Here is a 26,110-nt window from a genome sequence, read left to right as displayed (position 1 = left end):
TAAAAGTACACCCTATATAATGAAAGACCCGTAGTTATGAATGATATCGAGTTTTCCGCCTTGTTATGTTCGCGTTTGTGCCACGATTTGATTAGTCCTGTGGGCGCGATAGCCAACGGGCTCGAAATTTTGGGCGACGAAGAAGACGAGATGATGCGGGCTGAAGTGATGACTTTGCTGGGCCAAAGTGCGGAAGTCACGTCAAGCCGATTGAAATTTTACCGTTTATCTTTTGGCGCTGCCGGTGGGTTTGGAGAAAAAGTGCCGATCCGGGAAGCGGAAAGTGCCGTCAACGGGCTATATAATTCCGGAAAAATTAACCTTACATGGCATAGCGATGTCGGGCTGGTTAACAAAGATGCGCTGAAAGTCATGTTGAACCTGATCCTGCTGGCGGGAGAAAGTTTGATCCGCGGCGGCGATCTTCTGGTGGAAATCAGGGAAAATAACCCTGGTGTAGAAATGACGGTTACGGTGCGGGGCGACAAGATAATTTTACAGGATAGTACGCGTCAGGCTTTGCTGGGGGAATTGGGGGATGAGCAGATTGAAGCGAAGTCAGCCCCGGCTTTTCTTGCGGCAAGCGTCGCGGCCCGCTTGGGAACCAAAATTGGATTTACCCAGCATAATGAGCAGAGCTTTTCCTTTCAAACATCCTATCAGGACAAGGAATAACAAGACACACGGCGGCGCGGGAGAAAAGTTTCCTGCTGCCGCCCAAAGTTTTTTTATTTAATTCTAAACGTTTTACAGCTTTTTAACCAATTTCCACGATCTTAGGGAAGAGTATAGAAATAGAACTCTTCTTGTAGCGTTAAAAAAGGTTAAAAAAATGGATGATCTGTTAAACGAATTTCTTACAGAGACGTCAGAAAGTATTGATGTCGTTGATGTAGAACTTGTTACCCTTGAACAGGATCCGACAAATAAACCCATCCTGGATAACATCTTTCGTTTGGTGCATACCATTAAAGGGACCTGCGGGTTTCTTGGCCTGCCGCGGCTTGAATCTGTTGCCCATGCCGGGGAAAACGTTTTGGGGAAGTTTCGGGACGGTGAACTTATTGTTACCGCAGAATCTGTTACACTCATCCTGGCGGCGCTGGACCGGATCAAGGAAATTCTCGCCGGCCTCGAAGAAACGCAGCAAGAGCCAGACGGGGATGACACAGAAATTATCGCTCAGTTGAACGCGGTAGCCTCAGGTCAGGCAGCGGAAAACGTAGCCCCGGTTGTGGTGGCTGTTGAAGAAGTTGAGGATCTAAATCTACCGGAAATCAAACCTTCAGAAAATATTTTGCCTGGTCAGGTTTCTCTCGAAGAACTGGAAGCGGCCTTTGCGGCGGCGCCGGGACCTGATGACGAGGAAGAAGAAAGCGTGTCCGATGATGCGTCTTCTTCGGACGTGGTGAATATGCCTTCTGTAGAAGAAGATTTACTTTTCCGTATTGGCGGCGAAGAAGCTATTAAAGTCATTATCCATTTGTTCCATAATCGCCTGTTGGCCGATGCTGGCGTGAAATCCTTGATGGAAGGGGTGAATACACGAGACAGTAAAGAAAATATGAGTAACTTCCTGTCAGCTTATCTGGCGGGAAATACGACTTCGACAGGGCCGGTTCTGAAAGGATTCGAAGGTTTCGTTTCCAACGGTATGACAGATACGCAGAATGAGATTGTACGTGGCCTGCTGGAAAACGTGCTTGAGGAAGTCGATTTGGCGCCTCTGGTTCTGGATGAAGTTATGGTCGCTTATGATATGATTTCCGTCGAGGTCTTGGCTGAAGCCGCGAGAAACGTCAAGGCAACCGCCGATGCGGACAAAGCCGAGAAAGCGGCCACCAACAAAAGTGCAGCCAAGTCCGGTGAACCCAGCATTGCGAACCAGAGCATTCGGGTGAATGTTCAGGTGCTGGAAGATCTGATGACGATGGTCAGTGAGCTTGTGTTGACCCGTAATCAGTTGATGCAGCTTCTGCGCAACACGGACGACAGCGAATTTTCCATTCCATTGCAACGCCTGAGCCAGTGCACCACCGAATTGCAGGAAGGGGTGATGAAAACCCGTATGCAACCTGTGGGGAACGCCTGGGCCAAATTACCGCGGATTATCCGTGATCTGCAGTTGGAACTTGACAAGAAAATAGACCTGCAAATGTTGGGGGCCGATACTGAACTCGACCGGCAGGTATTGGAACTGATTAAAGATCCGTTGACCCATATGGTTCGAAACTCTGCGGATCACGGCATTGAAGTGCCGTCCGTCCGTCTGGCAAACGGAAAAAAGGAAACGGGCACCATTCGCCTGAACGCTTTCCATGAAGGTGGGCATATCATCATTGAAATCACCGATGACGGGGCTGGCCTGCCGGTGGATAAACTGAGAGCCAAGGCATTGAAGAATGAATTGGCGACGGAAGATGAGCTCAACGACATGTCCGATGCTCAGATCCAGCGTTTTATCTTTCATCCTGGTTTCTCGACGGCCGAAAAAGTCACAGCAGTATCTGGCCGCGGCGTAGGCATGGATGTGGTGCGCAGCAACATCGAGAAAATTGGGGGCACGGTTGATTTGCGCTCTGTCGAGGGCAAGGGCACCAGCTTCAGCATCAAAATTCCGCTGACACTGGCCATCGTGTCGGCCTTGATTGTTAAATGCAAGGAAGAAAGATTCGCCATTCCACAGATCAGTGTTCTTGAACTGGTGCGGGCGTCCAACGATTCTGATCATCGGATCGAACATATTAACAACACACCGGTCTTGCGCTTGCGCGATCGCTTGTTGCCTCTGGTTCACCTGGATAAAATTCTGGGGATGAGCGATGGCGACGAGGTTGCTGATAAAGGAGCACGTTCGGAAGATTATATCATTATTACACAAGTGGGCAGCTTCACGTTCGGTATTGTGGTGGATCAGGTCTTTGATACGGAAGAGATCGTGGTGAAACCGGTTGCGCCGATCCTGAGGGATCTGAGCACCTTTGCCGGGAATACAATTCTTGGAGACGGTACCGTAATCATGATTCTTGATCCCAATGGGATCGTCGGTGAAATCAGCGAAAACATGTCAGACACGACGGATCTGAGCATGGATCAGGAAGAGGTCGTTGCGGTTGCGGGTAATGAAGACCGGGAAGCCATTCTCCTGTTCAGCGCGGGCGCCAATGCGCGGTATGCTGTACCGCTGTCCCTGGTGGCGCGTCTGGAAGAAGTCGATGTCAAAACCATTGAAACTTCTGATGGCAAGCCTGTGGTCCAATATCGTGGCCAGTTGATGCCGCTGGTGAAGTTGAATGATACCTATGATCTGAAGACAGAGGGGCGTCAGGCGGTGCTTGTTTTTGCCGATGGTGACAAAACCATGGGCGTTGCTGTTGACGAGATTTCCGATATCCTTGAGGATGAAATCGATGTTGAATTGTCTTCTGCTGTTGACGGCCAGGTTGGAACGGCTGTGATTGACGGTAATGCGACGGAAGTCATCGATGTGGCTTATTACATTGAAAAAGCCTTTGGCACATTGGGAAATGCGAGCACCTCTGGTCATATTGGTGGAAAGAAACTGCCGCATATCCTGCTTGTTGATGACAGTAAATTCTTTCTGAATATGGTTCGGCCATTGTTAACCGCGGCCGGGTATAAAATCACGTCCGTGGATACGGCGGCGGATGCGTTGAAATTGCGGGATAAAGGCAAGGACTTTGACCTGATTATCAGTGATATTGAAATGCCTGAAATGGACGGATTTAATTTTGCAGAAAAAGTCCGCGAGGGCGGGATCTGGCAAAAAACACCTTTGGTGGCACTGTCTTCCCATAGTACACCGCGGGACTTCGCCCGGGGCCGTGAAGTTGGTTTCGATGATTATGTCGTGAAACTGGATCGGGAAACATTGATGACCACGATCGGGGAACAGATCAGCAAAAATCAGCGTGCGGCTTAAGGTTTAAAATTTAAGGTTATAACCATGGAAAATACTAATAAAGATTTCGTCACAATTCGGTTGGCCGGGCAATTATGCGGGGTTCCGGTGTTAACGGTTCACGACGTGCTGTCTGAACAGATGATTACATCGGTTCCCTTGGCGCCATCTGCTGTTGAGGGGGTGTTAAACCTTCGCGGGCGTATTGTTACGGCAATTAACCTGCGCAAACGGCTTGGTCTTGGCGTTCAAGATACCGGCAATGTGGGAATGAGTATTGTTGTTGAATATAATGGTGAACCGTATAGCCTTCTGATTGATTCTGTCGGAGATGTGATGTCATTTCCCGATGAATCATTTGAACGCAATCCTGTAACCCTGGATCAGCGGTGGCAGGAAGTCTCGAGCGGTATTTACCGCATGGATGGCGAATTGCTTGTTATTCTTGATGTTGAAAAATTATTGAATTTTGGGAAGGGCCAAGCTGCGGCGGCCTAATAAGGATTAACCTTCAGAAGGAAGGTAAAAAAATAAATCTTGGAGAAGAATAAAATGAAATCCTGTCTTGTTGTTGATGACTCGAAAGTGATTAGAAAAGTAGCGCGACGAATCCTGGAAGAATTGGATTTCGATATTCGTGAAGCGGTAGATGGTCAGGATGCGTTGGATTCCTGCCTGGAAGGCATGCCTGACGTGGTTTTGCTGGACTGGAACATGCCGGTTATGAATGGCCTGGATTTTCTAAAAGCCCTGCGGGCATCGGCAGGCGGTGATAAGCCGGTTGTTGTTTTCTGTACAACAGAAAATGATATGAGCCATATCAGCGCCGCGATTTCTGCTGGTGCAGATGAATATATTATGAAACCTTTTGACCGTGAAATCATTGAATCAAAATTCTCACAGGTAGGATTGCTATAACGTGCCATCAGTTTCTTTAAAAGACAGTGGGGACTTGAGTGATAAAGTGCGGAGCGGCCAGTACAGGGTGATGATCGTCGATGATTCAGCGGTCATCAGGGGGTTGATGTCTACCTGGCTTGGCGCAGAGCCCGCGATTAAAGTCGTGGGTACGGCCGGAAATGGGGAAATGGCGCTGGCGAGCATGCAGCGTTATGATCCGGAAATCATCATACTTGATATTGAAATGCCGGTGATGGACGGATTAACCGCTTTACCCCAGTTCTTTAAGATTAATCCCAAAGTAAAAGTATTGATGGCGTCGACACTGACCAAGAGAAATGCCGAAATCAGCATGAAGGCCCTGTCCATGGGCGCCTCCGATTATGTCTCCAAGCCGGAAAGCAATCGTGAAGTTGCCGCCTCAATGAGCTTCCAGGAAGATGTAGTCAGCAAGGTGATCAGCATCGTTGCGGCCAATCGTTTGCGTAATGGGGGAGAAATCTTCAAAGGCGAAGGCAGCCGTGTTCAGGACCAGTTTATTCCACAGAAGTCTATGGCCAGGTCGATAGAGAAACGGCGTTTTTCTAAATCAAAACCGTCTGTTCTCGCCATTGGCAGTTCGACAGGTGGCCCACAGGCTTTGCTTCAGGTTCTGACAGATCTCGGAGAGGCCAATGTGCCCGTGTTGATCACGCAACATATGCCCCCTACATTTACAAATATTCTGGCCAAACATCTGACGGGTGCGACCAACTTTACCTGCAAGGAAGCAGAAGACGGGGATGTTCTGGAAGCCGGGATGGCATATCTTGCACCTGGCGATAATCATATGACGGTGGTTGAACGCGGCGGACGCAAAGTGATCGCGCTAAATCAGGATCCACCCGAAAATTACTGCCGTCCCTCTGTGGAACCGATGATGCGTAGCCTGATCAAGGTGTATGGATCAGGGATATTTGCCGTCATTCTGACAGGTATGGGGCATGATGGTCTTGAAGGCTGTAAAAAGCTTGTGGAAGCTGGCGGGAGCTTGATTGCACAAGATGAAGAAACCAGTGTGGTGTGGGGGATGCCCGGAGCTGTTTCAACTGCCGGCCTGTGTAGTGGTGTTTATCCACTGAATAAAATAGGCGGCGAGATAAAACAAAAACTGATGGGACCTGCAAAATGAGAAAAGAAGATTTTGAGTTACTCACAGGTATCTTGAGGGAACGGTCAGGTTTGGTATTGTCTGAAGATAAAGTTTATCTTTTGGAGAGCCGGCTGACGCCAATTGCCCGTAAAAAAGGCATGGAGACCTTGGACGATTTAATCAATGAGGTTCGGTTGCGGCGCAAAGAAGAATTGCTTAGCGAAATTACCGAAGCAATGACCACCAATGAATCCTTCTTTTTCCGTGACAATACACCCTTTGACCTGTTCAAAGAGGATGTTTTGCCTGGATTACTGGAAAGTCGCGCCAATACGCGGCGCTTGCGGATCTGGTGTGCGGCGGCGTCGACAGGGCAGGAACCTTATTCCCTGGCGATTATCCTGAAGGAAATGGAATCCCAGATGCCGGGCTGGCAGATTGATATTATCGGCACCGATATTTCCAATCAGGTGCTTGATAAGGCGCGGGCCGGGGTGTATTCGCAATTTGAAGTACAAAGAGGCCTGCCGATCAAACTGCTGATGAAATATTTTACCCAGGCGGGCGAAATGTGGCAGATTTCCGATGAAATCCGGAAGATGGTGACCTACCGGCCGTTTAACCTGCTGGACAGTTTCACACCTCTGGGTACTTTTGATGTAATTTATTGCCGGAATGTGCTGATTTATTTTGAGCAGGCGACCAAAAGCAAAGTTCTGGACCGTCTGAGGGATCAGTTGCCGGTGGATGGCACGTTATTTCTTGGCGCGGCGGAAACCGTATTGGGGTTGTCTGAAAAATTCAAGCCTGTGTCCGGCAAGCGCGGGATGTATAACACCTCCGATCATGCCCTGCTGAAAGCCGGCTGATTTTTCAGGAGAGTTTTCAATATAAAAAGGTCACACCGAAACACGGGTGTGACCTTTTTTGTTGGTAAATTATAAAATTTACCGGAGAGTTCTGCCAAAGATATCAGGCGTGAGGGGCGAGGGAGGTTCCCTTAGCTCGCCACTGCCACATCTGCGTCATTCTGATCGGGATCGCGCAGCACATACCCGCGGCCCCAGACTGTTTCAATGTAATTCTCGCCGCAAATCGCCATCAGTTTCTTGCGCAGTTTACAAATGAAAACATCAATGATTTTAAGTTCCGGTTCATCCATGCCACCGTAAAGGTGATTGAGGAACATTTCCTTGGTCAGCGTCGTACTTTTCCGCAAGGACAACAGTTCCAGCATGGCATATTCTTTCCCGGTCAGGTGAACGCGCTGGTTATTAACATCAACGGTTTTGGTGTCCAGATTGACGGAAAGTTTGCCGGTGCGGATAATGGATTCTGCATGACCTTTGGAGCGGCGAATGATCGCCTGGATCCGGGCCACCAGTTCTTCTTTATAGAAGGGTTTGGTCAGATAGTCATCTGCGCCAAAGCCGAGGCCTTTAACTTTGTTTTCCAGTTCTCCCATGCCGGAGAGGATCAGAACCGGGGTGTTAACTTTTGACAGACGCAGTTTTTTCAGAACGTCATAGCCATGCATATCAGGAAGGTTCAAATCAAGCAGGATAATATCGTAATCGTAAAGCTTGCCGAGATCGATGCCTTCTTCACCGAGGTCAGTGCTGTAAATATTAAAGCCTTCTGCCGATAACATTAATTCGATACTTTTGGATGTAGACGGATCATCTTCTATGAGTAGTACACGCATTTTTACACCTTTTTTCGCACAATTTTGCTGTTTTCTATACAACCTTAATCAAAACTTACATAGGTTAACTATTTCTTGTTAACCATTTTTAACAGAATTGGTTAATAAAAAGTATATAAAGATACATTTTTACGGTTTTTTCCACCTAAGTTTAATCGTTTTTTACCAAATATTTAAAAAATAATACTATAAGCTATTGATATATAAGTATATTAACTATCGTTACCGGAAGTTTAAATTAACACTATATTTAATGAAAAATATTATTTTTTTTATCAGGTTTTCCTGTGAACGCAGATTGAATTAGCGTAATATGGGAAAAAATTAACGTTAGGCGATTGAGTCACGTGTTTACATTAAAAGCAGAAATCGAGAGAATGCACGCCTGGCGTTTCTACGGCCGGGTGGTCGGGGTACAGGGTCTTTTGGTGGAGGTCGCCGGGGCGCAACAATCCCTTAGCATCGGTTCCCGGGTGACGCTGGTCTCGCGGCAGGAGAAATTCATTCCCTGTGAAGTGATCGGTTTTCAGGATGATCGCGCGTTGTTGATGCCTTATTCCATGTTGGAAGGTGTCGGGGTTGGTTGCCAGGCCTATGTCGAAGGCGAAACCCCGGTGTCCCATCCGTCTATGCAATGGCTTGGCCGGGTTGTGAACGCCATGGGCGAGCCGATTGATGGCAAGGGGCCGATCCGGGCGGGGGCGGAAGCCTACCCCATTCGCGCCCAACCGCCGGCAGCGCATCTGCGTCAACGGGTTGGGGACAAGATTGATCTTGGTGTCCGTTCTCTCAATACCTTTGTGACCTGTTGCAAGGGGCAGCGCATGGGGATATTCGCCGGGTCCGGCGTCGGGAAATCCATTCTGTTATCAATGTTCGCCCGTTACGCCATGTCCGATGTGTCGGTAATCGGTCTGATCGGGGAACGGGGACGCGAAGTTCAGGAATTTATCGAAGATGATCTCGGGCCGGAAGGCCTGGCCCGCAGTGTGGTCGTCGTGGCGACCTCTGACGAAACCGCGCTGATGCGGCGGCAGGCGGCTTATCTGACGCTGACGATCAGCGAATATTTTCGGGATCAGGGCAATGACGTGCTGTGTCTGATGGACAGTGTCACGCGGTTTGCCATGGCGCAGCGGGAAATTGGTCTGGCGGGCGGCGAACCGCCGGCCAGTAAAGGGTATACGCCGACGGTATTTACGGAACTGCCCCGTCTGTTGGAACGGGCGGGACCTGGCATCGGGCGGGGATCGATTACCGGCCTGTTCACGGTTCTGGTCGAAGGCGATGACCATAATGAACCGATTTCGGATGCGGTGCGCGGTATTCTTGATGGCCATATTGTGCTCGACCGGGCGATCGCGGAACGGGGGCGGTTTCCAGCAGTCAATATTCTGCGTTCTATTTCCCGGACCATGCCGGGGTGTAATAATAATGAACAAAATGACCTTTTGGTTACGGCTCGTAAATATTTAGCTGACTATAATGACATGGAAGAAATGATTCGCCTTGGAGCCTATCGCAGCGGTGCCAACCGTGAGGTGGATGAGGCTATTCATTTTCATCCGGCGCTGGAAGCATTTATGGCGCAGAAAAAAAACGATCGGGCGACACTGGACGATGGATATCAGGCCCTGGCCGAAATTCTGCAAAACCGGCCGGTGCCGCAAGAACAAAATTGAAGACTTAAGACGTAATGATAAAAAACAGGACATCTTTGTGCGATGAGCGTTAAAGGCATGTCGGGAATGATCCGGCTACACAAATGGCAACTCGATGAGAAGCGGCGCAGCATGGGCGAACTTGAAAGCATGCGCGCAGAGCTCGTAGGGAAGATGCGTGACCTGGAGACAGAACTGGCGACGGAACAGAAAAAGGCTGCGGACGCGCCCGTGGTATCAATCTCCTACGCCGGTTATGCTCAACAGGTGATGGTGCGCCGTCAGAATCTGCATAATTCCATTGCCGAAATTGATGTGTCTATTGATGAGATGAAGGACCAGGTATCCGAAGCCTTCAAGGAATTGAAGAAATATGAAATTGTTGAGCAGCGTGAGCGTGAGCGGGAACTGGCTGAGCGCAATGCCCGCCAACAGGATGAAATGGATGAGCTTGCTCTGACCATGCACCGCCGTAGCCAGAAGCAGGCGTAGTATAACGCCCCCCTGACATAATGAAGTCGGCGCAATGATTTATGCCCGCATTTTTAATTTGCTTCGGTTTTGTCAGGAGGGGGAACACTTGCAGGCATCCATCTCCAGACTCTGACAGGCTTTATAGTTTTTCAATTGCCCTTCCAGGTAGCGTTGATAACGGTTGAGCTTTTTCTGCATCACGACTTCCAGGGCCTGTTCGGCATGGGCAATGGCGCGGTCCAGCTGGGTGGGGTCTTTGCGCAACCGGGCCAGATTGCAGGTGAGTTCTCCCAGGTTAATTTCGACTTCTGCCCAGTTCGCGGGAAAGTCTTTGCGGGTATAGATCCGCTGGGCTTCTTTAAAATCGCTGATCGCCTGAACCAGTTTGTCTGGCTTTTGCTCCAGTTGGGAGAAAATGGCTTTGCTGACGGCCAGATTATTTTGAACCATGGCCCAGGTGAGCGGGGACTGCTTCGGGTCAAGCCAGCGCAGCGCTTCCGTACAATGATCTATGGCCAACTGTACCAGGGCAATGCCTTCTTTTCCCTGATTGTAGCCTTTTCGGTAAAGAGAGCCGCAGATATTTTGTTGTGTCATCGCCCAGTCCACGGGTTGATATTCAGGACGCAATACGGTCAGCGCCGCCTGCATTGTTTCCAATCCTCTGTTGAAATAAGTCTCTGCCTCGTCGCCATTGGACAATTCACCTAAACGCATAAAGACCGCACCAAGGTTGCGTTGTTGTAACGCCCAGAGTTGTGGCATGGACTGCCGTTCTACGACTTCACCAGCCTGATGCAGAAGGTTTTCGGCCTGATAGAGATATTCACGGCTTGTGGCCGGGCTTTCCGCATAGAGGTGCAGGCGTGTCAATACGGCTGAATGATTGATTTTAAGGGTCGCCCAGTCGCGGGGGAAATCTTTGCGCGCCCGCACGTCCAAGGCATCCCTGCAGCTTTGCTCTGCCTCCCTGTACAGGGTAACATCAGAATCAAAGTCCCCCAACAGGCGCTGCCGATAGCACAGTTGCCCATTGATCAGCGCCCATAACTGGGGGTCAGTTTTGGGGTTAATGCTGCGCTTGACGTTACGGTCGCTTAAAATCGAGGCACGGAGCCAATCCAGAGATGTTTTGTAGGAATGCATGGCATTGCGCCTGGTTTCCTGCAAGGCGGGGGTTTTGGTGGAGATCAGTTCCAAAACGGCTCTTTTTATGTCGGGTAGCGTGGTTTCCGGCTGGTCGAGCGACAGCGGAATTTCTAGATAGGTTTCGGATATCTGGGTTGGCTTGCCTTTAATGTCAAAGGTAACCGGGCCGGTGTCTTCTCTTGTTGAGATGAAACGTATCTGTAAATTCTGGCCGTTCAACTGTCCCCATAAAAGAATGTGGGCGCTACTGCGGGCCAGTTTTTCTTGCCCCTTCTGGCGTATCTCGTGCAGACGGGCCGTAATGTCCCCTGGTACAGTCAGGCTGGGGCGGTCACAGGACTGCAAAACGGAGATGTAAGGACTGAGCTTGGGGTCGTTTAAAAAAGATGCCGTCAGGCGGCGCTGGCCGATATTTTCCGGGTCATTGGCAAAGCGTCCTATGACAATGCCCAGACGGTTGGGCGCAGTTTTCAAGGGGTGGAGAGATTCATTGATTTGGCACATTATTGCCGGACGTCCGGCAATAATGTGCCAGTATGTGAACGCCGACAGCAGAAGAAATGCCAGCACAAGCGACAGGGGGTGCAGTATTATATTTTTTAGGGCACCTTTTTGATCTTGCAACGGGTGTGGGTCGCCATATTCCGGGGGGACTGATGGGCGGAAAGAATCGCCCTCTAAATACAGGTTTTGGGCATCGACCCGCAAGGCGCGGGCAACTCTTTCAAGGGACTGGGGGTCAACAGGATACTGCCGGAAAATCTTGTTGACCAAATCCTTGGGGGCGGCGTCCAGTTCTTCTTCATCGGCAATACGGTTGGCCAGCGCCACCTGGGTTTTACGATCAAGGTCGCTTTCGGAAAGGGCTTTCTGGAGTTTGATGCGGCAGGCCCTGACGCCGCGTTTACGACTTTTGTCCTGCTTCATAAGCTCATCCTTTTTGTCAGTTCACTTTTTATCCCTGTGCCTGCGGCTGACCTTTTGGGTTGCATTAGTGTACCGGCAGCCAAGTTAGAGCGCAAGCGGATGTAAAAAAAATGCGTTAACCGGCGTTAAGTCTGGATAAAGACAGATTACGCGCGATGTGCTCTGGGCGGATGAGTTGTAAAATATACGGTACTAGAACAGAGTATCTGTCTTGAAATGCAAGAGGAGCATACCATGCGACAAATGTTATTCTATTGTATTATAACCGCTATACTGTTTTTGCCGACACAGGTGACGGAGGCGGCTGCACAAAGCCTGTTTGATGGCTTAAAGAAAAAAGCCGAGAACCTCGTGACACAGAAAAAGAAGGAGCTGACGAAAACAAAAAAAGTACCGCCTGAATCAACGGCCAAGGAGGCGGCCAGTTCTTCCCCCAAGAAAGCGTCAGTCATCAATGGTGAGGAGATGCCAACGTCTGCCCGGAAAACCGTGGGGGCTGTGCTGAATATGGCGCCCAAGATATTAGAGACTCGCCCGGATAATCGCCTAAAAGATATCGTGCGCGTATTTTACCCCGAGGAGAAGGAAATTTTCTCAAATGAATTTGCCTGGCGCAAGCGAAAAGCGGCGCTTCTGGCAAATATCCTGGAGGAGGCCAAGGGGACCCCGACCACCTTTGACGTTGCGCCCTGGCTGGATAACAGAGCGTCGACAGCACCACATATGAACAAGCAGTATGACCTGAGGGTTATCGTTGGGCGCTATGATTTTGACCGTGAGGCTTGGCCCATTCATGTACCCGTTGCCAAGGCTGTCATGTTACCCTGGGGGGTCAGTCGAAAACATACCTTGGGCTACACTATTTATAATATTCCAGACAAGAAAGCGACATACTGGTTGTCCATGCCCCCCAGTAAAGCAGAGGAAATCAATAACGCTATGGCCGGTACGGTGCAATTTCTGGGCGCTTACAGCTTCCGCATAACCGGCGTCCGCGGCGTCACGCCAGAAGACCATCCGGATTATGATAAATATAAAAAATATATGGTGGGAAAGCATAAAGATCAGGTGGTGGAAACGTTAGTCCCTCAGGCGCAGGTGGAACTTGTGGATGATGCAATTGCCCTTTACGTAAATACCGGAGATTATAATTCCAGAAATCGGGCGGATTATAAATATATTACCACGATCGATTTCAAACAGAAAAAACTGATCCAGGCATCGCCATAGTCCCAGAAATCACGATATCCATTACGATAACTTATGAGGGCCCCGTACGTACCCGGGGCCCTTGTTATATATAGGTCACTATGTTGGCAGATGCAGGACCCCGGGTCTTAGAATTCGTACCGCATGCCGAGGCTGGCAGTACGCCCGATTCCCTTGACAAAATAGCTCGCCAGAAAGATAGACTGGGATTTGGCGGAGTAGTAATTTTTATTGAATAGGTTTTCTATGCCGCCATAGAACTGTACAGCGCCGACCGTATATGAGGCGCGGAGATTGACCAGATCATAACCACGCACCGGGCCTTCATAGATGGCGTAATCATTTCCAGTGGCGGTGAATTCGTCCCGGTCCCCGACCCGCTGATAATCAAGCGCGAGGCTGATGTCTTCTGTGGGGCGGTAATCGGCGTAGATCACCAGGTTTGACGGGGAGATATAGCGACCGGTAAGCTTCTCGTCCGTTTCGGTATTTTCACCGTCAAAACGGGTAAAGCTTGCGCCGATTTCAAGTTCTTCCGTGACAAAATACTGCCCGGATATTTCGAATCCGTGAATTTTCTGAGGTTCACGGACCGGCAGGAAGACACCGGTAACCGGATCATATTTGGTGCCGGTTCCAAGTTCTGATGTGCTCTGGTAATAAGCAAATTCAATTTTCAAGCCGTCGAATTCACTGGTAAAACCAATCTCGTAATGACGTACGTTTGAGGCCTCGGTCCGCACCTGGGCGATGTCCGTCACCTGAGCGCCGCGCAACAGACGGCCGAGATCAGATATGTCAAAGCCCTCGGAATAACTGATGAAGGGGCTGAACAGGGGGGATGCTTTATAACGCAGACCGGCATTGAATGTCGTTGAATCATAAGAGAGATCCCCGCCGGTGACATCCATCGGCACAGAGCAGGTTGTGGCAGAACGACATAATAACAGGGTGCTGTAATCATCAACGGTGATGTCAATTTTTTCAGCCCGGACTCCGGCCTTGAACACCAGTGCATCGTTCCAGACAAATTTGGTCTGTAAATAGGCCGCCTTGTTGTTCATGTCGATTTCCGGCACCCAGATGCGGCCATCAAGCAGCGGCTGAGATGTTGTATCTTTCAGATAATCGATACCGTAAATGAAGCTGGTTTCGAACTTGTCCCACTGGACGGTGGTGTTGAAATTGGCCCGGATACCTGATTTGCTTGATTTGATTAAAGACTGTCCGCCGTCGAAACCCTGTTCGGGGTTGGCAAGAGACGTGGAAAAGAAGAAAACATTCTTCAGTCGTTGGCGATAGGCATCAAGCGTAAAGGACGTATTGGTGAATAACTCCTGATCACTGTAATTCAGCATGATATTGGTGTTGCCTTTCGGACCCTGTGGTGCGAAGCGGTTATCGCTTGCGCCAGATTCGACCGCATAGGTCTTTTGTCCGAGCAGGGGGCTGCCGGTCACGTCTACCAGGCTTGATTCCTGCTGTGAATCGTAATAGTTGAAGGTGGCCTGAAGACGCTTGTCCTCATCAATCTGATAGGCGGCCTTGGTAAACAGGTTGACAGTATCCAGGTCGGACAGTCCATAAATTAACCCCAGTGTATCGCCGTCAGCGTCTTTTTGCTGGCCGCGGGAATCATACACGGCGCTGATGACGTAGCTGAATTTTTCGATGGTGCCACTGAGTGTACCGTCAAACCTTTTGCTGAAACTGTCTTTGGCGTCAACAAGAGAGAAACGACTGCTTACGGCAATATCGCCACTGATTTCTTCGTCAGAAGCCTGTTTGGTGATGTAATTGACAATTCCGCCGGCCGCACCGTTACCGTAAATGGAGGTGGCGCCCTTGATGATTTCAATGCGTTCCAGCGCGCTGCTGTCAACGGATCGTACCCCGAGCTGTCCATTGCGCAGAGGTGTTGATTGCGGGACGCCGTCAATCATGACCAGAACCCGACGTCCGCGCAATGTCAGGCCTGAATTGCTGGTGCTGCCGCTTGCCGGGCCGAAACCCGGCACCCGCAACGCCAGTGTATTCTGGATTTCCGGGTTGAGCTGAAGGTCTTCGAGTAACGCGTCTTTGCCGACGACCGAGACAGAGGCTGGGACTTCATCAATGCGTTCAGCGGTGCGGCTGCCGGTAACAATAATTTCCTCCAGGGCGGTATGGGGAGTTGGTGCGGCAGGAAGGGTGGTAGCGGCGGCGGCCAGGGTCAGGAGTGTCAGGGACATGTCGTTTCCTCGTTACTGTGTTATTTAATACTAAGAATGAGTCTCAATAGTATGTTGTGGGTGAGGGGTCAAGAAAAACCCGGTCGGAAATGAAAAAAACATAGTTACGGTACAAGGAACTTTAGAATAATTTTGGTGAAAGACGGTGTTTTGGCGGGGATGTTGAATGGATTTAGAGTTTTGTATCAATATGTTACAGATAGACAAGATGTAATAATATTTGATCCTTGGGTCTTGAGGGTCGTTTCACTATAGTCAGGATGATTTACAGTCGGATTTTCGTCTGCTGCGGGAATCCTGGTTTAAGGAGAGTTTGATGTTGCGCATTCTATTATGTGGTTTGATTATATCCTTGTTTTCGCTGTCTGTTTCCGGCGGACAGGAGAAAGATCCGAAAAAGGTGGAGCAGGATGTTGCTCAACGGAAAGCGCAGGTCGAGAAACTGGAAAAACCGCTTTATACGCCCTTTATCGAGCGCTATATGCTGGATGAATTGAAACAGCTGCGCACGGAGATGGCGGCGCAGCGGGTTGATTTAATGAAACAGATCCTCGACCGGGAACATTCTTCGGTTGATCGCGGGGTGTCTTACGCCACAGACGCCGTGACATATTTCTTCTATCTGATCGCCGGCGCGATATCCATTCTGGTTCTCGTGGGCTGGTCGTCCATTAGGGATATGAAGGAACGGGTGCATCTTCTCGCCGACGAGGAAATTTCGAAATTGGTTCATACCTATGAAGAACGCTTACGTACGATTGAGGAGCAGATGAATCAAAAGGCCCAGAACATAGAAGAAAACCGTGAAGAAATCGAACTGACCAATGAAATTCAGTCCCTGTGGCTGCGGGCGGCACAGGAAAGCAATTTGACCAACAGGGCAACGATTTATGATCAGGTCTTGCGCATTCGTCCCGATGATTGTGAAGCCCTGACTTACAAGGCTGATACGGTTCTGGAGATGGGCGAGCCGCAATGGGCCGCGAACCTATGCCATCGGGCGTTGGCGATTGATCCGGAATATAGCCAGGCTTTCTATCAGCTGGCTTGTGTATATACAGCGCTAAATCAGTTTGACGAAGCCGTACGCTATCTGTCCGAGGCACTGAAACGTGCGGAGAGTTACCGCGAGGAAGTTACAAAAGATCCCGCCTTGAAACCATTGGCTGATTATGAAGCTTTTCAGGAACTGATTAATCACTAAAACTTACAGGCGCCTTCTTTAGGAGATCGACCAAGGCGGCGCTCCGGGCGAAATCAAGCGCCGATTTACCGTCTGTTGTTTGAAGGCCGACATCCGCACCTTTTATTAAAAGGGCTTGGACAATCTGATGATTACCTTTACTCACGGCGGCCATGAGGGCGGTATAACCTGTCTTTGTTTGGAGATTCACGTCGGCATCATTTTCCAGTAGGCTGAGTACTGATTTGACATCTCCTCTTTGAGAGGCATGAAGGAGAGCCGTCGCACCAGAAGTGGTTTGAAAGTTGATGTCCTTTGTAACAGGCGCGAGGAGGTCCACGACGCCGTCATGACCTTGCTGAGAAGCAATGAAGAGAGGCGTGGCCAGATTGTTGGGCGTATAATCTGGATTTGCCCCTTTCTCAAGCATCATGCGGACATTTTCTGTATGGCCATTCTGAACTTCAAAAATGAAGGCTGTGCCGCCATCAGGGGCCTGATAACGGAATTTTATGTCTTTCTGACGTAACAGGAGCCGAACAAGGTGTTCATACTTTTGTCCGGCTGCCAAGTAGAGAGGAGATGAATTTGGCGGGGTGTAAAGGTTAGCGTCCGCGCCCTTGTTAATCAGCATTTCAGCAATATTTTTATGTCTGCGGGATAAGGCGGCCCTGAGGGGTGTTCCTATACTGTCATGGCCGATATTTACATCAATATTTTGTATGAGAAGGTAAGCGGCAATGTCCTCATGACCGTTATTTGCCGCGATGAATAAGGCGGTGCCAATCTCTCTAGAAGTCTGGTTTACATCCGCGCCATGATCAACAAGCATTTTGACGATATTGAAATCATTATTATATGTGGCAATGCTCAGAGGAGTGGTTCCGGCTGCGGACAGTTTGTTGACATCCACATTCGAGGCGAGAAGAGCGGCTACTGTTGTTGCGTGTTTTTGTTCGACGGCGAAAAGCAAGGCGGTATGGTTATCAACATTAGTCAGGTTAACGTTGGCTCCTTTGTCAATCAATAATCTGGCGATTTTGTTGTGACCGTTAAAGGCGGCCGCCATCAGTGGCGTGTTCCCTGAGTTTGACTGGTAATTCAGGCCGACCCCGTTTTGGATGAGCGTTTCGGCTTCCTCCAGGTCATTGGTGTCGATGGCCTGAAGAAGGGCTCCGGGAGGAAAGATACCCGAATCCGCACCATTTTTCATAAGCAAGTCGATAATCTGAAGGTGGTTGTTTTCCTTTGCGGCAAAAAGCGCAGTTGCCCCGTTCGCCGCACGGGTGTTTACTTCTGCGCCATACGCGATTAACAACGCCACAATTTTCTGGTGACCTGCACCGGCGGCGGCGATCAGGGCCGTAAGGTCATCTTCGTTCTGGGTGTTGAGCGAAGCCTTGTGGTTCAGCAGTGCCTGAACATATTCTGTCCTTCCTTCCTGCGCCGCAACAAGCAGGGCGGTGTTTCCGGCAAGACTGGCATAATTCACGTCAGCGCCATTGGCGAGTAGCAGATTAAAAATGGCCGCGTTTTCTTGTGCCGCGGCCATGATCAGAACTGAAACATCGTCATATTCCGTCGCATTGGCGTTGGCGCCATTGCGCAATAAGGTTTCAACGCCAGTGGTGTCAGAAGCCGCACGCACCAGGCGAATTAATTTCTGATCGCGCCAGCCTTCTGCTGATGCAGGGTATGTTAAAAAAGGCATTATAATGAAAAGCAGGAACAAGAGAACGATACTGGAGCTTGACAGATTTTTGAGCCGTTTTCTATCGGTATTTGCCTGAGCAGCGGTGAACATTTTACCCCCTTTAATTTTATATCTAACGTTTTTTTCCGGTCCGGATTAGAAAACATGGAAAGCGTTTGTTGAGTAATCTGGATTAAATTTCTCTATTATTATCATATATCAGGCCGCGTCAGGGGAATAATCGGGGCAAGCGCAGAAGCAGGCCGTCGTCCTGCCAGTTGGGCTGACGATCTTCCACGGTGACAATTATCTTCTGGTTTTGCTGATCAGGGGCCTGTTCAAGAGTGACTTCAATCCATTTGGGGATGACCTGATCCATCAGGTCTTCAATTATTTCCGGCGCAAGAAGGTCGACGGTGACGTCTGTCTGGCTCAGGATTTTTTCCAAATAGGCCGGCAGGTTTTCGGGGTCAAGCAGCAGCTTGTCCGGGATATAACGTATCCCGACCCGATAAGCGGTCTGGGCGGTTGTCAGATCCTGCAAGAGAGCCACGCTCAGGCTCCTGCTGCGGTGGGTGTTGTTGTGAAGGGCAATCAGATCTTTATTCTGTGTCATAGAGGGGGCTTGCTCAGCTGTTGCGTGACGTATAAATCTTTTGATTGATGATATTTTGCACAGACATTGGTAAGGGGGTCTGGTCGCGAAACTGAATGTCTCCGGTGTAACCGGAAATCTCCAGGGCCGTGGTGAACAGGTTACCGACCTTCTGTTTCAGATCTTGGGGCAAGGCAAGTCCTGCGCGAATGATGATGCTCAGGCGTTTGTCCGATAACATGCCATCAACCTGAACAGGGCCGAACTGGCTGAGGGTGACTTCGACAACAAAACGGGACGCGGTTGTCTTGTCGCTGTCCTCGTCGCCGCCCGCGCCATTTTTTTTCTGGCCATCCTCGTCGAGAAGTTGCCGGGTCAGGATCGGTACCGCGGTGATTTCGCCTCCCACCTGAAGCGGCAACAAGGCCGGGCGCCATTCACCAGCCGGAGCAGAGGCGGCAAGGCGCGAAATGCGCTGCATATCATGATCTAGACGTTTGATGAGTTTGTCCTGACCGGCTTTTTCCAGCGCCTGCGTCGTTAAGGGGCCAAGCCAGGTGCGCGCCGGATTGCGGGCGCCCATTGCGGCCAGAAAAAATATCATGGTAGAGGTCATTTGTGCGGAATTTTGCACAGACGGTATACGGCTGAGGAGCGCTCGACTGGCCTCTGCTGCCTCCGCCGTGGGAAGAGTTGCGGCAATCTGGCTCAAGGATTGCCAGTTGGTGATCAACTCGGTTAAAGGTTGCGGCGTCTGTGTTTCCTGGGATGGTGCTGTGAGCAGACCAGAGGCCGCGGCCTGGTTTGGGGCTGTGGTTGTCGTTGTCGTAGCGGCCTGTGTTTCCGTCGTCGGGGTGGCGGGGTGGGGTGCCGTTGTCGCCTGTTTCTGTTCAGTCAGAGGTGCGGTTTCCCGCGGAATGCTCTCTTCAATGTTTGCGGCCGCGGCGTTTGAAAGTTGCGGCAGGGAGAAGCTGATCACCGTGCCCGGTTCAAGGTTGACCGGGCTTTTGAATTTCATCACTGAAACCGGGGTGGCCACATACAGGGTTTTAAACTCATTCTGGGCAAGATCGCCTCTCTGAGCCGTCGGGCTATACCCATCGGCATAGCGGGTGTTCTGACGGGCAAGGGGGGCTTGTCCTGGTCTTTCCATAAGATTTTTGCCAGGGTCTATAATAATGCCGGACATGACGGGAACTGACGTCGCGGCGTTGGCCTGCATAACGGTGGCAGAGGGCATTGCGGGTATTGTTCCGCTTCCGGAAGGCGGGTTTTGTGCTGATTGTACCGGTTGCCCGGCAGCGGCAGGTTGAGAAGCCGGCACGGTCAGGGCCTCTATTCGCAATGTGACGTTCTGGCCATTTTTGAGTGCATCAAGGGGGCCTGTAGCTTCAGTATGCTGCTTGATAAAATCGGGAATATTGCCGGTGGGGCCGGGAATATTTTTTATCACCGTCGCCAATATATCCTGATGCAAAATGCGCTCTGCCGGGACGCCAGGTGTTTTTTCGGTTCCCGTTATGGTGGCCGAAACCGCCGGGTTGTTGGGCAGGGACAGGGACTGACCGGCCTTCACATTTTCCAAGGTGCCCGTTTCGGTATGGACCGCATTAGCCGCCGTCACGGAAGCAGCAGGAGAGGCTGTTGTGGAGGGGCCCTCTGGCGTGGGATGCAGTATAACCGCCAGAGGGGGAATAGAGGAAAGCGTCCCGCCAATGGTATGGGCGGCCTGCACGTGCACACTAGCCTGTGGCGGTGGACCCGGCTGCGTGATGCGGATTTCTAATGGGCCATGCTGCGCCAGCTTTATTAGGTCGGCCTGAAGGGAGGGGGCGCCTTGCAGGGCATAGGTGCCGGTTGCTGTTTCCAGTAACGGACGCCCGCCGGGGTCGGTGCCGATATAGCGGGCGGTAACAGGATCTGTTTCTGCGGCCGGAGAAAGTGGGGCCACAAGAGAGAAGGTGATGACTGTTCCCGGGGCAAGTTCAAGCGGACTGTTGACTTTGATCACCGATACAGAGGTTGCCACATAGAGGGTTTTGGGGTCACCTTGTATCCCTGCTGGCGGGGGCGAAGGAATGAGCTTGGCGTCTTCGATAATTTTCGGGCCAGGGTCAATAACAATGCCGGACAGTATTTGTTTGTCCGTCGCAAGGGAAGGTTCGGTTGCTGTCGCAGGCAGTGGTACAGCGTTTTGCACCTGATGTTGGGCGGCGGGGTTCTGACCAGAGTCTGCCGGGGGCTGCACCGATTGCCCTTGCGATGTGATCTGGGCCGGGGAATGTTGATCCGGCACAGCCAGAGATTCAATTTGCAAAGTGAAATTCTGCCCGACTTTCAACCCATCCAGCGGCGTGGTGATGTCATGATGTTGGCGAACAGACCGGGGCAGCGCAGCGGTATCGTGAGTGATATTCTTGACCACGGTTCCCGGGATGTCACGGTGCAGGATGCGTGCGGCATCAAGGGACGAGGTTGTCTGTTCCGGGGCCGTTGCCGGTGATGCGGGAGCTGCTCCGGCTTGCTGCGGTGCGGTGGTTTGTTTCTCCTGGGCCAGAAGGACATTGCCGGTGAGAACGGTTTGCCGGACAGTGGCCTGTACGGGATCGCGATGATGAGGTTCCGGCCTGGCTCTTTCATAGAGGGTATAGTTGGTCGAAGCGCCTGGCGTGGGAAGAATTTTGGCTTTGTCAGCGCTTTCCAGGGCAATTTTTCCGGCCAGAAACAGATCATTAGCCTGATAGGAGGGGCTTGACTGTGCCGGGGCGGGCCGTACCAGAGGGGGCGCGGTGCCGAGATTGGTCAGTTCAAGCGTTACCGGCTGCGGCAGGGTGATCGGTTGCGGATTTTTTTGTTTGGGGTCTATATAGCTCAGGCGGGCTTCAATCTTGTGTTCGATACGGGTAATCCCAAGGTCAACGGTTGCCCCCTGGGGAATTTTGTCTATTTTCTGCTGTTGAACCGGGTCAAACTTGACAGAATATGTCCCCGTCGCAGTTTCCAGCAAGGGGCGTTCCGCCGCGTCAACGCCGATATAGCGTGCGGTAATCCGCGTCCCGACGTCCAGGCTGGACAGGCTGGTGGAAAGCGTCACGGCTGTTTCATGAGAGGCGGAGAGCTCTTTGGCTTCGGTCCCCTGGCTGGAGGGATTTGATCGTTTGCCTGTGGATTGCTGCTGCGGGGAGTTTTCTTCGTAGGTTGTGGACGTGCGCGTGACCCGGCCGGGGCCTTCACCGGTCCTGAGGGGCAGACTATGGGGGGCATCTATATCGCTCATGCCCCCATCTTACACCTATTTCAGGTTTGATTCTAAGGCTTTAATTACAGTTTTTTGGCTATTTCGGCGATATCTTCCCCGGCATGGCTGACCGGATGGCGTTGCAGCAGGGGTTTTTGGTGGCGAATGGCGTCGACCACATGTTTATCCCGGCGCACGGATCCAAGGTATTCCGGCGTGAAACGCAAGAAGTTCTCGCAGACCTTTTTCAACGTGGAAAAGGTTTTCTGCCCCTCGTGCCGGTCTTCAACCATATTGACGATGATGCCGAGTTTCATGGCCGGGTTCCGCATGTGGTTCATCTTGATGAAGGCATAGGCGTCGGTGAGGGATGTTGGGTCGGAGGTTACCACCACGACAATGCGGTCTGCGGTTTCGCACAATGTCATGACGGATGACTCAACCCCGGCCCCAAGGTCAAGAAACGTCAAATCATACTGCTTCGACAGGGCGACAAGGTCCTGATTCAGATCTTCCAGGCGCTCCTTGCGTATGGAAGCCAGACTGCCGGATCCGGATTGCCCGGAAATGATGTCAAACCCTCTCTTGCCGCCGTTGCTGTCATAGCGGGTGATGGCCTGGTCAAGGGTAATGGCGCCGGACAGAACCTGTCCAAGGTCTGCTTCCGGCAGGAGCCCCAACTGGATGTCCACATTGGCGAGTCCAAGATCACCATCAAAGAGCAGGATTTTTTTGCCTTCGCTGGCGAGAAGGTGACATAAGGTTGTTGAAACCCATGTTTTGCCCACCCCGCCCTTGCCGGAGGCAATGGTAATGATTTGAGAGGAAACTGGGGAGGTCATGGCTTTTCACTTTCTGTGTCATCAATCTTTAAAGGGGGCGTGTCCGGATCTTCTTCCGTCATATTCTCTTCGATAAGGTTTTCCGGGGGAACAAAAATCTTGCGGTCATTGATATGGGTGATCAACTGAGCGAGGCTCATGGCATCAACCTTTTCAATGCCATTGGCGAGGAACGGCGTAATACCAACACCGGCAAAAGCCAGATCCATGGCATTGGCGGTGGTCAGAAGGCTGGCATAGCGCCGGGCGACATCCAGCCGGGTGGCGATAAAACGCCGCACGCCAAGATTGGCATAGGTTTCCGAGATTTCCTGGGCTTCGACCGGGTCTGTGCCGGCAGAAATCACCAGAAGAGGCTCCACATCATAGGCGCAGATGAAACTGTGCAGTTGGGCCATTTCGGCAGCATCGAAGGGGTTGTAACCCATGGTATCGATGATGACCAGCTCATCCGCCTGACGATGAGTTTCAATGGCGGCGGTGAGCAATTCCGGGTCCGGGGCTTCGATCACCGTGGTCTTCAGGACTTCTGCATAGCCTTCGAGCTGCGCAGTGCCGCCGGTGCGGATGGTGTCTGTATTGATCAGACGAACGGTGCGGCCATCAAGGATGGCCTGACTGGCGAGTTTGGCGGTCGTGACGGTCTTGCCGACCCCTGGTGGCCCCACCAGCATGATGGGCCGGTCATGATAATCATTGTTCACGGCCTTGAAATGGAACATTACATCCAGCGCCCGGGCGAGGGCGGTAAGGTTTTTATCTTCTTCAAAGGCCGCTGCCGTTTCCAGAATGCGCCGCATCATGGATTTCTCGATGCCATGATGGGCCAGAAAATAGGACAGGTTGTAATTTTCCGCCTGGTCTTCCCGGTCAAGGTCGCGCAGGGATTTTTGTACAGGGGATTGTTTGGGTTTCGGTTTTGGCGCTTTGCGTGGGGCCTTCTGCGGCGCGGTTCTGGGAACCGGCAGTTCCATGGCGGCGGTGACACGGACCCGTCCGTCTTCTTCGACAGAATCAATGATGATCGCATCTTCGCCAAGCGCATCCCTGACCTTGCCAAGCGCCGCCATCATATTGTCCGCAGTGAATATTTTTAACCGCATGTTTTTCCCGACCCGTACTTATATTTGACCCAGAGTCTTGATTTTGACTTTGGGGTGAACCTCATTCTGCGACATCACGACAGTGGCCGGACGGAACCGCTCGACAATGGAGCGTACGTAAGGTCGAACCATCGGGCTGACCAGCAGAACCGGCATTTCTCCGGCATAGGCCTGATCCTCGAACGTCATGCGCACCAACCCGATGAATTCCTGTAATTTACTTGGGGCCATGGCCAGTTGTTTTTCTTCGCCGCCGCCGACCAGGGCATCCATAAAGTCCTGTTCCCACTGAGGCGACAGATTGATCAGAGGAATGACCCCGTCCTGATCGGCATTTTCATAGCTGATCTGTCGCGCAAGACGGGTACGGGTGTGTTCGGTGATCATCACGATATTCTGTGTATAGCCACAAGCTTCCGCGACGCCTTCTAAAATGGTGGGCAGGTCACGGATGGAAATACGTTCACTGAGCAGGTTTTGCAATACCCGCTGCAGGCCGCTCTGGGTGATCAGGGTTGGGATCAGGTCGGCGATCAGTTTCTGATGTTCGGACGCAAGGTCATCCAGAAGTTTCTTGACCTCGGCATAGGACAGAAGTTCCGGCATATTATCCTTGATCACTTCGGTGATATGGGTGGTAATGACGGTGGCGGCATCAACGACAGTGTACCCGCGGAAGGACGCTTCCTCTTTCAGGCTTTTTTCCACCCAGGTTGCCGGTAGTTTAAAGGCGGGTTCGAGGGTTTCTTCACCAGGCAGGGCGACGGGTTCACCCCGGGGGTCCATCACCAGCAACATGTTCGGGCGGATATCGCCGCTGCCGGCGTCGGTTTCCTTCAGGCGGATGACATACTGATTGGCGGGCAGCTGCATATTGTCCAAAATACGCACCGACGGCATGACAAAGCCCATATCTGTGGCCATCTGGCGGCGCAGGGCCTTGATCTGATCGGTCAGGCGGATGCCGGTATCATCATTGATCAAAGGCAGAAGGCCATAGCCAAGTTCCAGCCGGATCGGGTCAATGGTCAGGGCCGTGGTGATGGGCTCCTCGACGTGTTCGATCTGTTGTTCACCTTCTTCTTCTGCCCGTAATTTGGCTTCGGCATCTTCAGCTTTCTGGCGGGTCAGGGCGATGGCCGTGCCGCCGATCATGGCGGACAGGACGGCGAAAGGCAGAAAGGGAATGCCCGGCAGCAAGGACAGGACAAACAACAGGCTGGCGCTAACGGCAAGCGCGGTGGGATAACTACCCATTTGCCTGAACAGCGCCTGGTCGGTACGTCCGGTCAGGCCAGCCTTGGTGACCAGAAGACCGGCTGCGGTCGAGACGATCAAGGCCGGGATCTGGCTCACCAAACCATCTCCGACGGTGAGCAGGGTATAGGTGTTGGCGGCTTGGGTGAAACTCATGTCATTCTGAGCCACCCCGATGATCATACCGGCTATGATATTGATAAAGGTGATCAGAAGGCCGGCGATGGCATCGCCCCGTACATATTTTGCCGCCCCGTCCATGGACCCGAAGAAGGTGCTTTCATCTTCCAGGTTTTTGCGGCGCGTGCGGGCATCATTTTCGTCGATCAAACCGGAAGACAGATCGGCGTCAATGGCCATCTGTTTACCGGGCATGGCATCAAGACTGAAACGGGCCGCGACTTCTGCGATACGGCCGGACCCTTTGGTGATCACCATGAAATTCACAATCAGCAGGACGGAGAATACAATGATCCCGATGACGAAATTTCCGCCCATCACAAACTTACCAAAGGCCTCAATCACATGTCCCGCCGCCGAGGGGCCGGTATGGCCATCTGATAAGATCAGGCGGGTGGAGGCCACATTAAGCGCCAGCCTCAACATGGTCGAGAGCAGGAGAACGGCAGGAAAACTGTTAAATTCCAACGGGGTCTGGATAAACAGGCATGTCATCAACACCATGATGGAAAAGGTGAAAGAAATCGCCAGGGAAATATCGAGCAGCCATGAAGGCAAGGGCAGGAAAAGAATGGTCAGGATCAACACAACGCCGAATGCCATAATGACGTCGGAGCGATGGGCTAATTGCCCCATAATACCTTTTTTCTGTATACCGTGGTTTGTGGCCGTATCACTCATATTCAGCGAAATCTTCTCGTTATTGTGA

Annotated in this window: 19 protein-coding genes; 10 read left to right on the top strand and 9 right to left on the bottom strand. The window is 51.4% G+C overall.

What is annotated here, in order from left to right; genetic code table 11:
* Positions 1-36 precede the first annotated feature (36 nt).
* The 6 genes from FIV45_RS11360 (at position 37) to FIV45_RS11330 (ending at position 6,823) form a co-directional block, all read left to right on the top strand.
* Positions 37-675, top strand: a complete 639-nt coding sequence (locus tag FIV45_RS11360) for a histidine phosphotransferase family protein (RefSeq protein ID WP_099472127.1) — start codon at positions 37-39, stop codon at positions 673-675.
* A 157-nt stretch (positions 676-832) separates the two neighbouring features.
* Positions 833-3,943 (top strand): chemotaxis protein CheW, encoded by a 3,111-nt coding sequence (locus tag FIV45_RS11350; protein WP_204602125.1) that lies wholly within the window; start codon positions 833-835, stop codon positions 3,941-3,943.
* A 24-nt stretch (positions 3,944-3,967) separates the two neighbouring features.
* On the top strand, positions 3,968-4,420 hold the full coding sequence (locus tag FIV45_RS11345) for a chemotaxis protein CheW (RefSeq protein ID WP_099472128.1): 453 nt from the start codon (positions 3,968-3,970) through the stop codon (positions 4,418-4,420).
* A gap of 54 nt (positions 4,421-4,474) precedes the next feature.
* Positions 4,475-4,840: a response regulator gene (locus FIV45_RS11340; protein WP_099472129.1), complete on the top strand. Its 366-nt coding sequence runs from the start codon at positions 4,475-4,477 to the stop codon at positions 4,838-4,840.
* Between the two features lie 70 nt (positions 4,841-4,910).
* Positions 4,911-5,993 carry a protein-glutamate methylesterase/protein-glutamine glutaminase gene (locus FIV45_RS11335; RefSeq protein ID WP_099472130.1) on the top strand — a complete coding sequence of 361 codons (1,083 nt, stop codon included), beginning with the start codon at positions 4,911-4,913 and terminating at the stop codon, positions 5,991-5,993.
* Entirely contained in the window at positions 5,990-6,823 is an 834-nt protein-coding gene (locus FIV45_RS11330) for a CheR family methyltransferase (protein WP_099472131.1), read from the top strand. The genes FIV45_RS11335 and FIV45_RS11330 overlap by 4 nt, the downstream gene beginning before the upstream one ends.
* A gap of 131 nt (positions 6,824-6,954) precedes the next feature.
* Here FIV45_RS11330 and ctrA read toward each other — a convergent pair whose 3' ends face one another.
* Positions 6,955-7,659, bottom strand: coding sequence for a response regulator transcription factor CtrA (gene ctrA, locus FIV45_RS11325; RefSeq protein WP_099472132.1), 705 nt, complete (start codon positions 7,657-7,659; stop codon positions 6,955-6,957).
* Between the two features lie 347 nt (positions 7,660-8,006).
* Between ctrA and fliI the strand changes: the two genes are divergently transcribed.
* Together fliI and FIV45_RS11315 are read left to right on the top strand one after the other, a co-directional pair.
* Entirely contained in the window at positions 8,007-9,341 is a 1,335-nt protein-coding gene (gene fliI, locus FIV45_RS11320; RefSeq protein ID WP_099472133.1) for a flagellar protein export ATPase FliI, read from the top strand.
* Positions 9,342-9,383: 42 nt separating this feature from the next.
* Complete coding sequence (locus FIV45_RS11315) at positions 9,384-9,812, top strand: flagellar FliJ family protein (protein WP_099472134.1); 429 nt, start codon at positions 9,384-9,386, stop codon at positions 9,810-9,812.
* Positions 9,813-9,884: 72 nt separating this feature from the next.
* Here the strand turns inward: FIV45_RS11315 and FIV45_RS11310 are convergent, their stop codons facing one another.
* A complete protein-coding gene (locus tag FIV45_RS11310) occupies positions 9,885-11,870 on the bottom strand; it encodes a hypothetical protein (RefSeq protein WP_099472135.1) in 1,986 nt (661 codons plus the stop codon).
* Between the two features lie 234 nt (positions 11,871-12,104).
* Between FIV45_RS11310 and FIV45_RS11305 the strand changes: the two genes are divergently transcribed.
* Positions 12,105-13,100 (top strand): hypothetical protein, encoded by a 996-nt coding sequence (locus tag FIV45_RS11305; RefSeq protein ID WP_099472136.1) that lies wholly within the window; start codon positions 12,105-12,107, stop codon positions 13,098-13,100.
* Positions 13,101-13,207: 107 nt separating this feature from the next.
* Here the strand turns inward: FIV45_RS11305 and FIV45_RS11300 are convergent, their stop codons facing one another.
* Positions 13,208-15,310, bottom strand: coding sequence for a TonB-dependent receptor (locus FIV45_RS11300; RefSeq protein WP_099472137.1), 2,103 nt, complete (start codon positions 15,308-15,310; stop codon positions 13,208-13,210).
* A 316-nt stretch (positions 15,311-15,626) separates the two neighbouring features.
* Between FIV45_RS11300 and FIV45_RS11295 the strand changes: the two genes are divergently transcribed.
* Positions 15,627-16,514: a TPR end-of-group domain-containing protein gene (locus tag FIV45_RS11295; protein ID WP_099472138.1), complete on the top strand. Its 888-nt coding sequence runs from the start codon at positions 15,627-15,629 to the stop codon at positions 16,512-16,514.
* On the opposite strand, the gene FIV45_RS11290 is transcribed toward FIV45_RS11295, so the two are convergent.
* From FIV45_RS11290 to flhA, 6 genes are all read right to left on the bottom strand, one after another.
* Positions 16,504-18,297, bottom strand: coding sequence for an ankyrin repeat domain-containing protein (locus tag FIV45_RS11290; protein WP_099472139.1), 1,794 nt, complete (start codon positions 18,295-18,297; stop codon positions 16,504-16,506). The genes FIV45_RS11295 and FIV45_RS11290 overlap by 11 nt on opposite strands.
* A 118-nt stretch (positions 18,298-18,415) precedes the next feature.
* On the bottom strand, positions 18,416-18,802 hold the full coding sequence (locus tag FIV45_RS11285; protein ID WP_099472140.1) for a hypothetical protein: 387 nt from the start codon (positions 18,800-18,802) through the stop codon (positions 18,416-18,418).
* A gap of 13 nt (positions 18,803-18,815) precedes the next feature.
* Positions 18,816-22,058 (bottom strand): hypothetical protein, encoded by a 3,243-nt coding sequence (locus FIV45_RS11280; protein WP_099472141.1) that lies wholly within the window; start codon positions 22,056-22,058, stop codon positions 18,816-18,818.
* Positions 22,059-22,102: 44 nt separating this feature from the next.
* Positions 22,103-22,861, bottom strand: coding sequence for a MinD/ParA family protein (locus FIV45_RS11275; protein ID WP_099472142.1), 759 nt, complete (start codon positions 22,859-22,861; stop codon positions 22,103-22,105).
* On the bottom strand, positions 22,858-23,964 hold the full coding sequence (locus FIV45_RS11270) for a flagellar biosynthesis protein FlhF (protein WP_099472143.1): 1,107 nt from the start codon (positions 23,962-23,964) through the stop codon (positions 22,858-22,860). The genes FIV45_RS11275 and FIV45_RS11270 overlap by 4 nt, the downstream gene beginning before the upstream one ends.
* Positions 23,965-23,982: 18 nt before the next feature.
* Positions 23,983-26,082 (bottom strand): flagellar biosynthesis protein FlhA, encoded by a 2,100-nt coding sequence (gene flhA / locus FIV45_RS11265; protein ID WP_099472144.1) that lies wholly within the window; start codon positions 26,080-26,082, stop codon positions 23,983-23,985.
* Positions 26,083-26,110: the final 28 nt, after the last annotated feature.

Source organism: Paremcibacter congregatus (genome assembly GCF_006385135.1).
Taxonomy (GTDB): domain Bacteria; phylum Pseudomonadota; class Alphaproteobacteria; order Sphingomonadales; family Emcibacteraceae; genus Paremcibacter; species Paremcibacter congregatus.
Note: the sequence above shows the minus strand (reverse complement) of the source record. Positions and strands in the feature narration are given on the sequence as shown.

What these genes read in the sequence shown, in the direction of transcription:
- FIV45_RS11350 (WP_204602125.1), top strand. Translation starts at nt 833, where the DNA reads ATGGATGATCTGTTAAACGAATTTCTTACAGAGACGTCAGAAAGTATT.
- FIV45_RS11360 (WP_099472127.1), top strand. Translation starts at nt 37, where the DNA reads ATGAATGATATCGAGTTTTCCGCCTTGTTATGTTCGCGTTTGTGCCAC.
- FIV45_RS11330 (WP_099472131.1), top strand. Translation starts at nt 5,990, where the DNA reads ATGAGAAAAGAAGATTTTGAGTTACTCACAGGTATCTTGAGGGAACGG.
- FIV45_RS11290 (WP_099472139.1), bottom strand. Translation starts at nt 18,297, where the DNA reads ATGTTCACCGCTGCTCAGGCAAATACCGATAGAAAACGGCTCAAAAAT.
- FIV45_RS11305 (WP_099472136.1), top strand. Translation starts at nt 12,105, where the DNA reads ATGCGACAAATGTTATTCTATTGTATTATAACCGCTATACTGTTTTTG.
- FIV45_RS11345 (WP_099472128.1), top strand. Translation starts at nt 3,968, where the DNA reads ATGGAAAATACTAATAAAGATTTCGTCACAATTCGGTTGGCCGGGCAA.
- FIV45_RS11270 (WP_099472143.1), bottom strand. Translation starts at nt 23,964, where the DNA reads ATGCGGTTAAAAATATTCACTGCGGACAATATGATGGCGGCGCTTGGC.
- FIV45_RS11285 (WP_099472140.1), bottom strand. Translation starts at nt 18,802, where the DNA reads ATGACACAGAATAAAGATCTGATTGCCCTTCACAACAACACCCACCGC.
- FIV45_RS11300 (WP_099472137.1), bottom strand. Translation starts at nt 15,310, where the DNA reads ATGTCCCTGACACTCCTGACCCTGGCCGCCGCCGCTACCACCCTTCCT.
- flhA (WP_099472144.1), bottom strand. Translation starts at nt 26,082, where the DNA reads ATGAGTGATACGGCCACAAACCACGGTATACAGAAAAAAGGTATTATG.
- FIV45_RS11310 (WP_099472135.1), bottom strand. Translation starts at nt 11,870, where the DNA reads ATGAAGCAGGACAAAAGTCGTAAACGCGGCGTCAGGGCCTGCCGCATC.
- FIV45_RS11280 (WP_099472141.1), bottom strand. Translation starts at nt 22,058, where the DNA reads ATGAGCGATATAGATGCCCCCCATAGTCTGCCCCTCAGGACCGGTGAA.
- FIV45_RS11275 (WP_099472142.1), bottom strand. Translation starts at nt 22,861, where the DNA reads ATGACCTCCCCAGTTTCCTCTCAAATCATTACCATTGCCTCCGGCAAG.
- FIV45_RS11340 (WP_099472129.1), top strand. Translation starts at nt 4,475, where the DNA reads ATGAAATCCTGTCTTGTTGTTGATGACTCGAAAGTGATTAGAAAAGTA.
- FIV45_RS11335 (WP_099472130.1), top strand. Translation starts at nt 4,911, where the DNA reads ATGATCGTCGATGATTCAGCGGTCATCAGGGGGTTGATGTCTACCTGG.
- FIV45_RS11315 (WP_099472134.1), top strand. Translation starts at nt 9,384, where the DNA reads ATGAGCGTTAAAGGCATGTCGGGAATGATCCGGCTACACAAATGGCAA.
- ctrA (WP_099472132.1), bottom strand. Translation starts at nt 7,659, where the DNA reads ATGCGTGTACTACTCATAGAAGATGATCCGTCTACATCCAAAAGTATC.
- FIV45_RS11295 (WP_099472138.1), top strand. Translation starts at nt 15,627, where the DNA reads ATGTTGCGCATTCTATTATGTGGTTTGATTATATCCTTGTTTTCGCTG.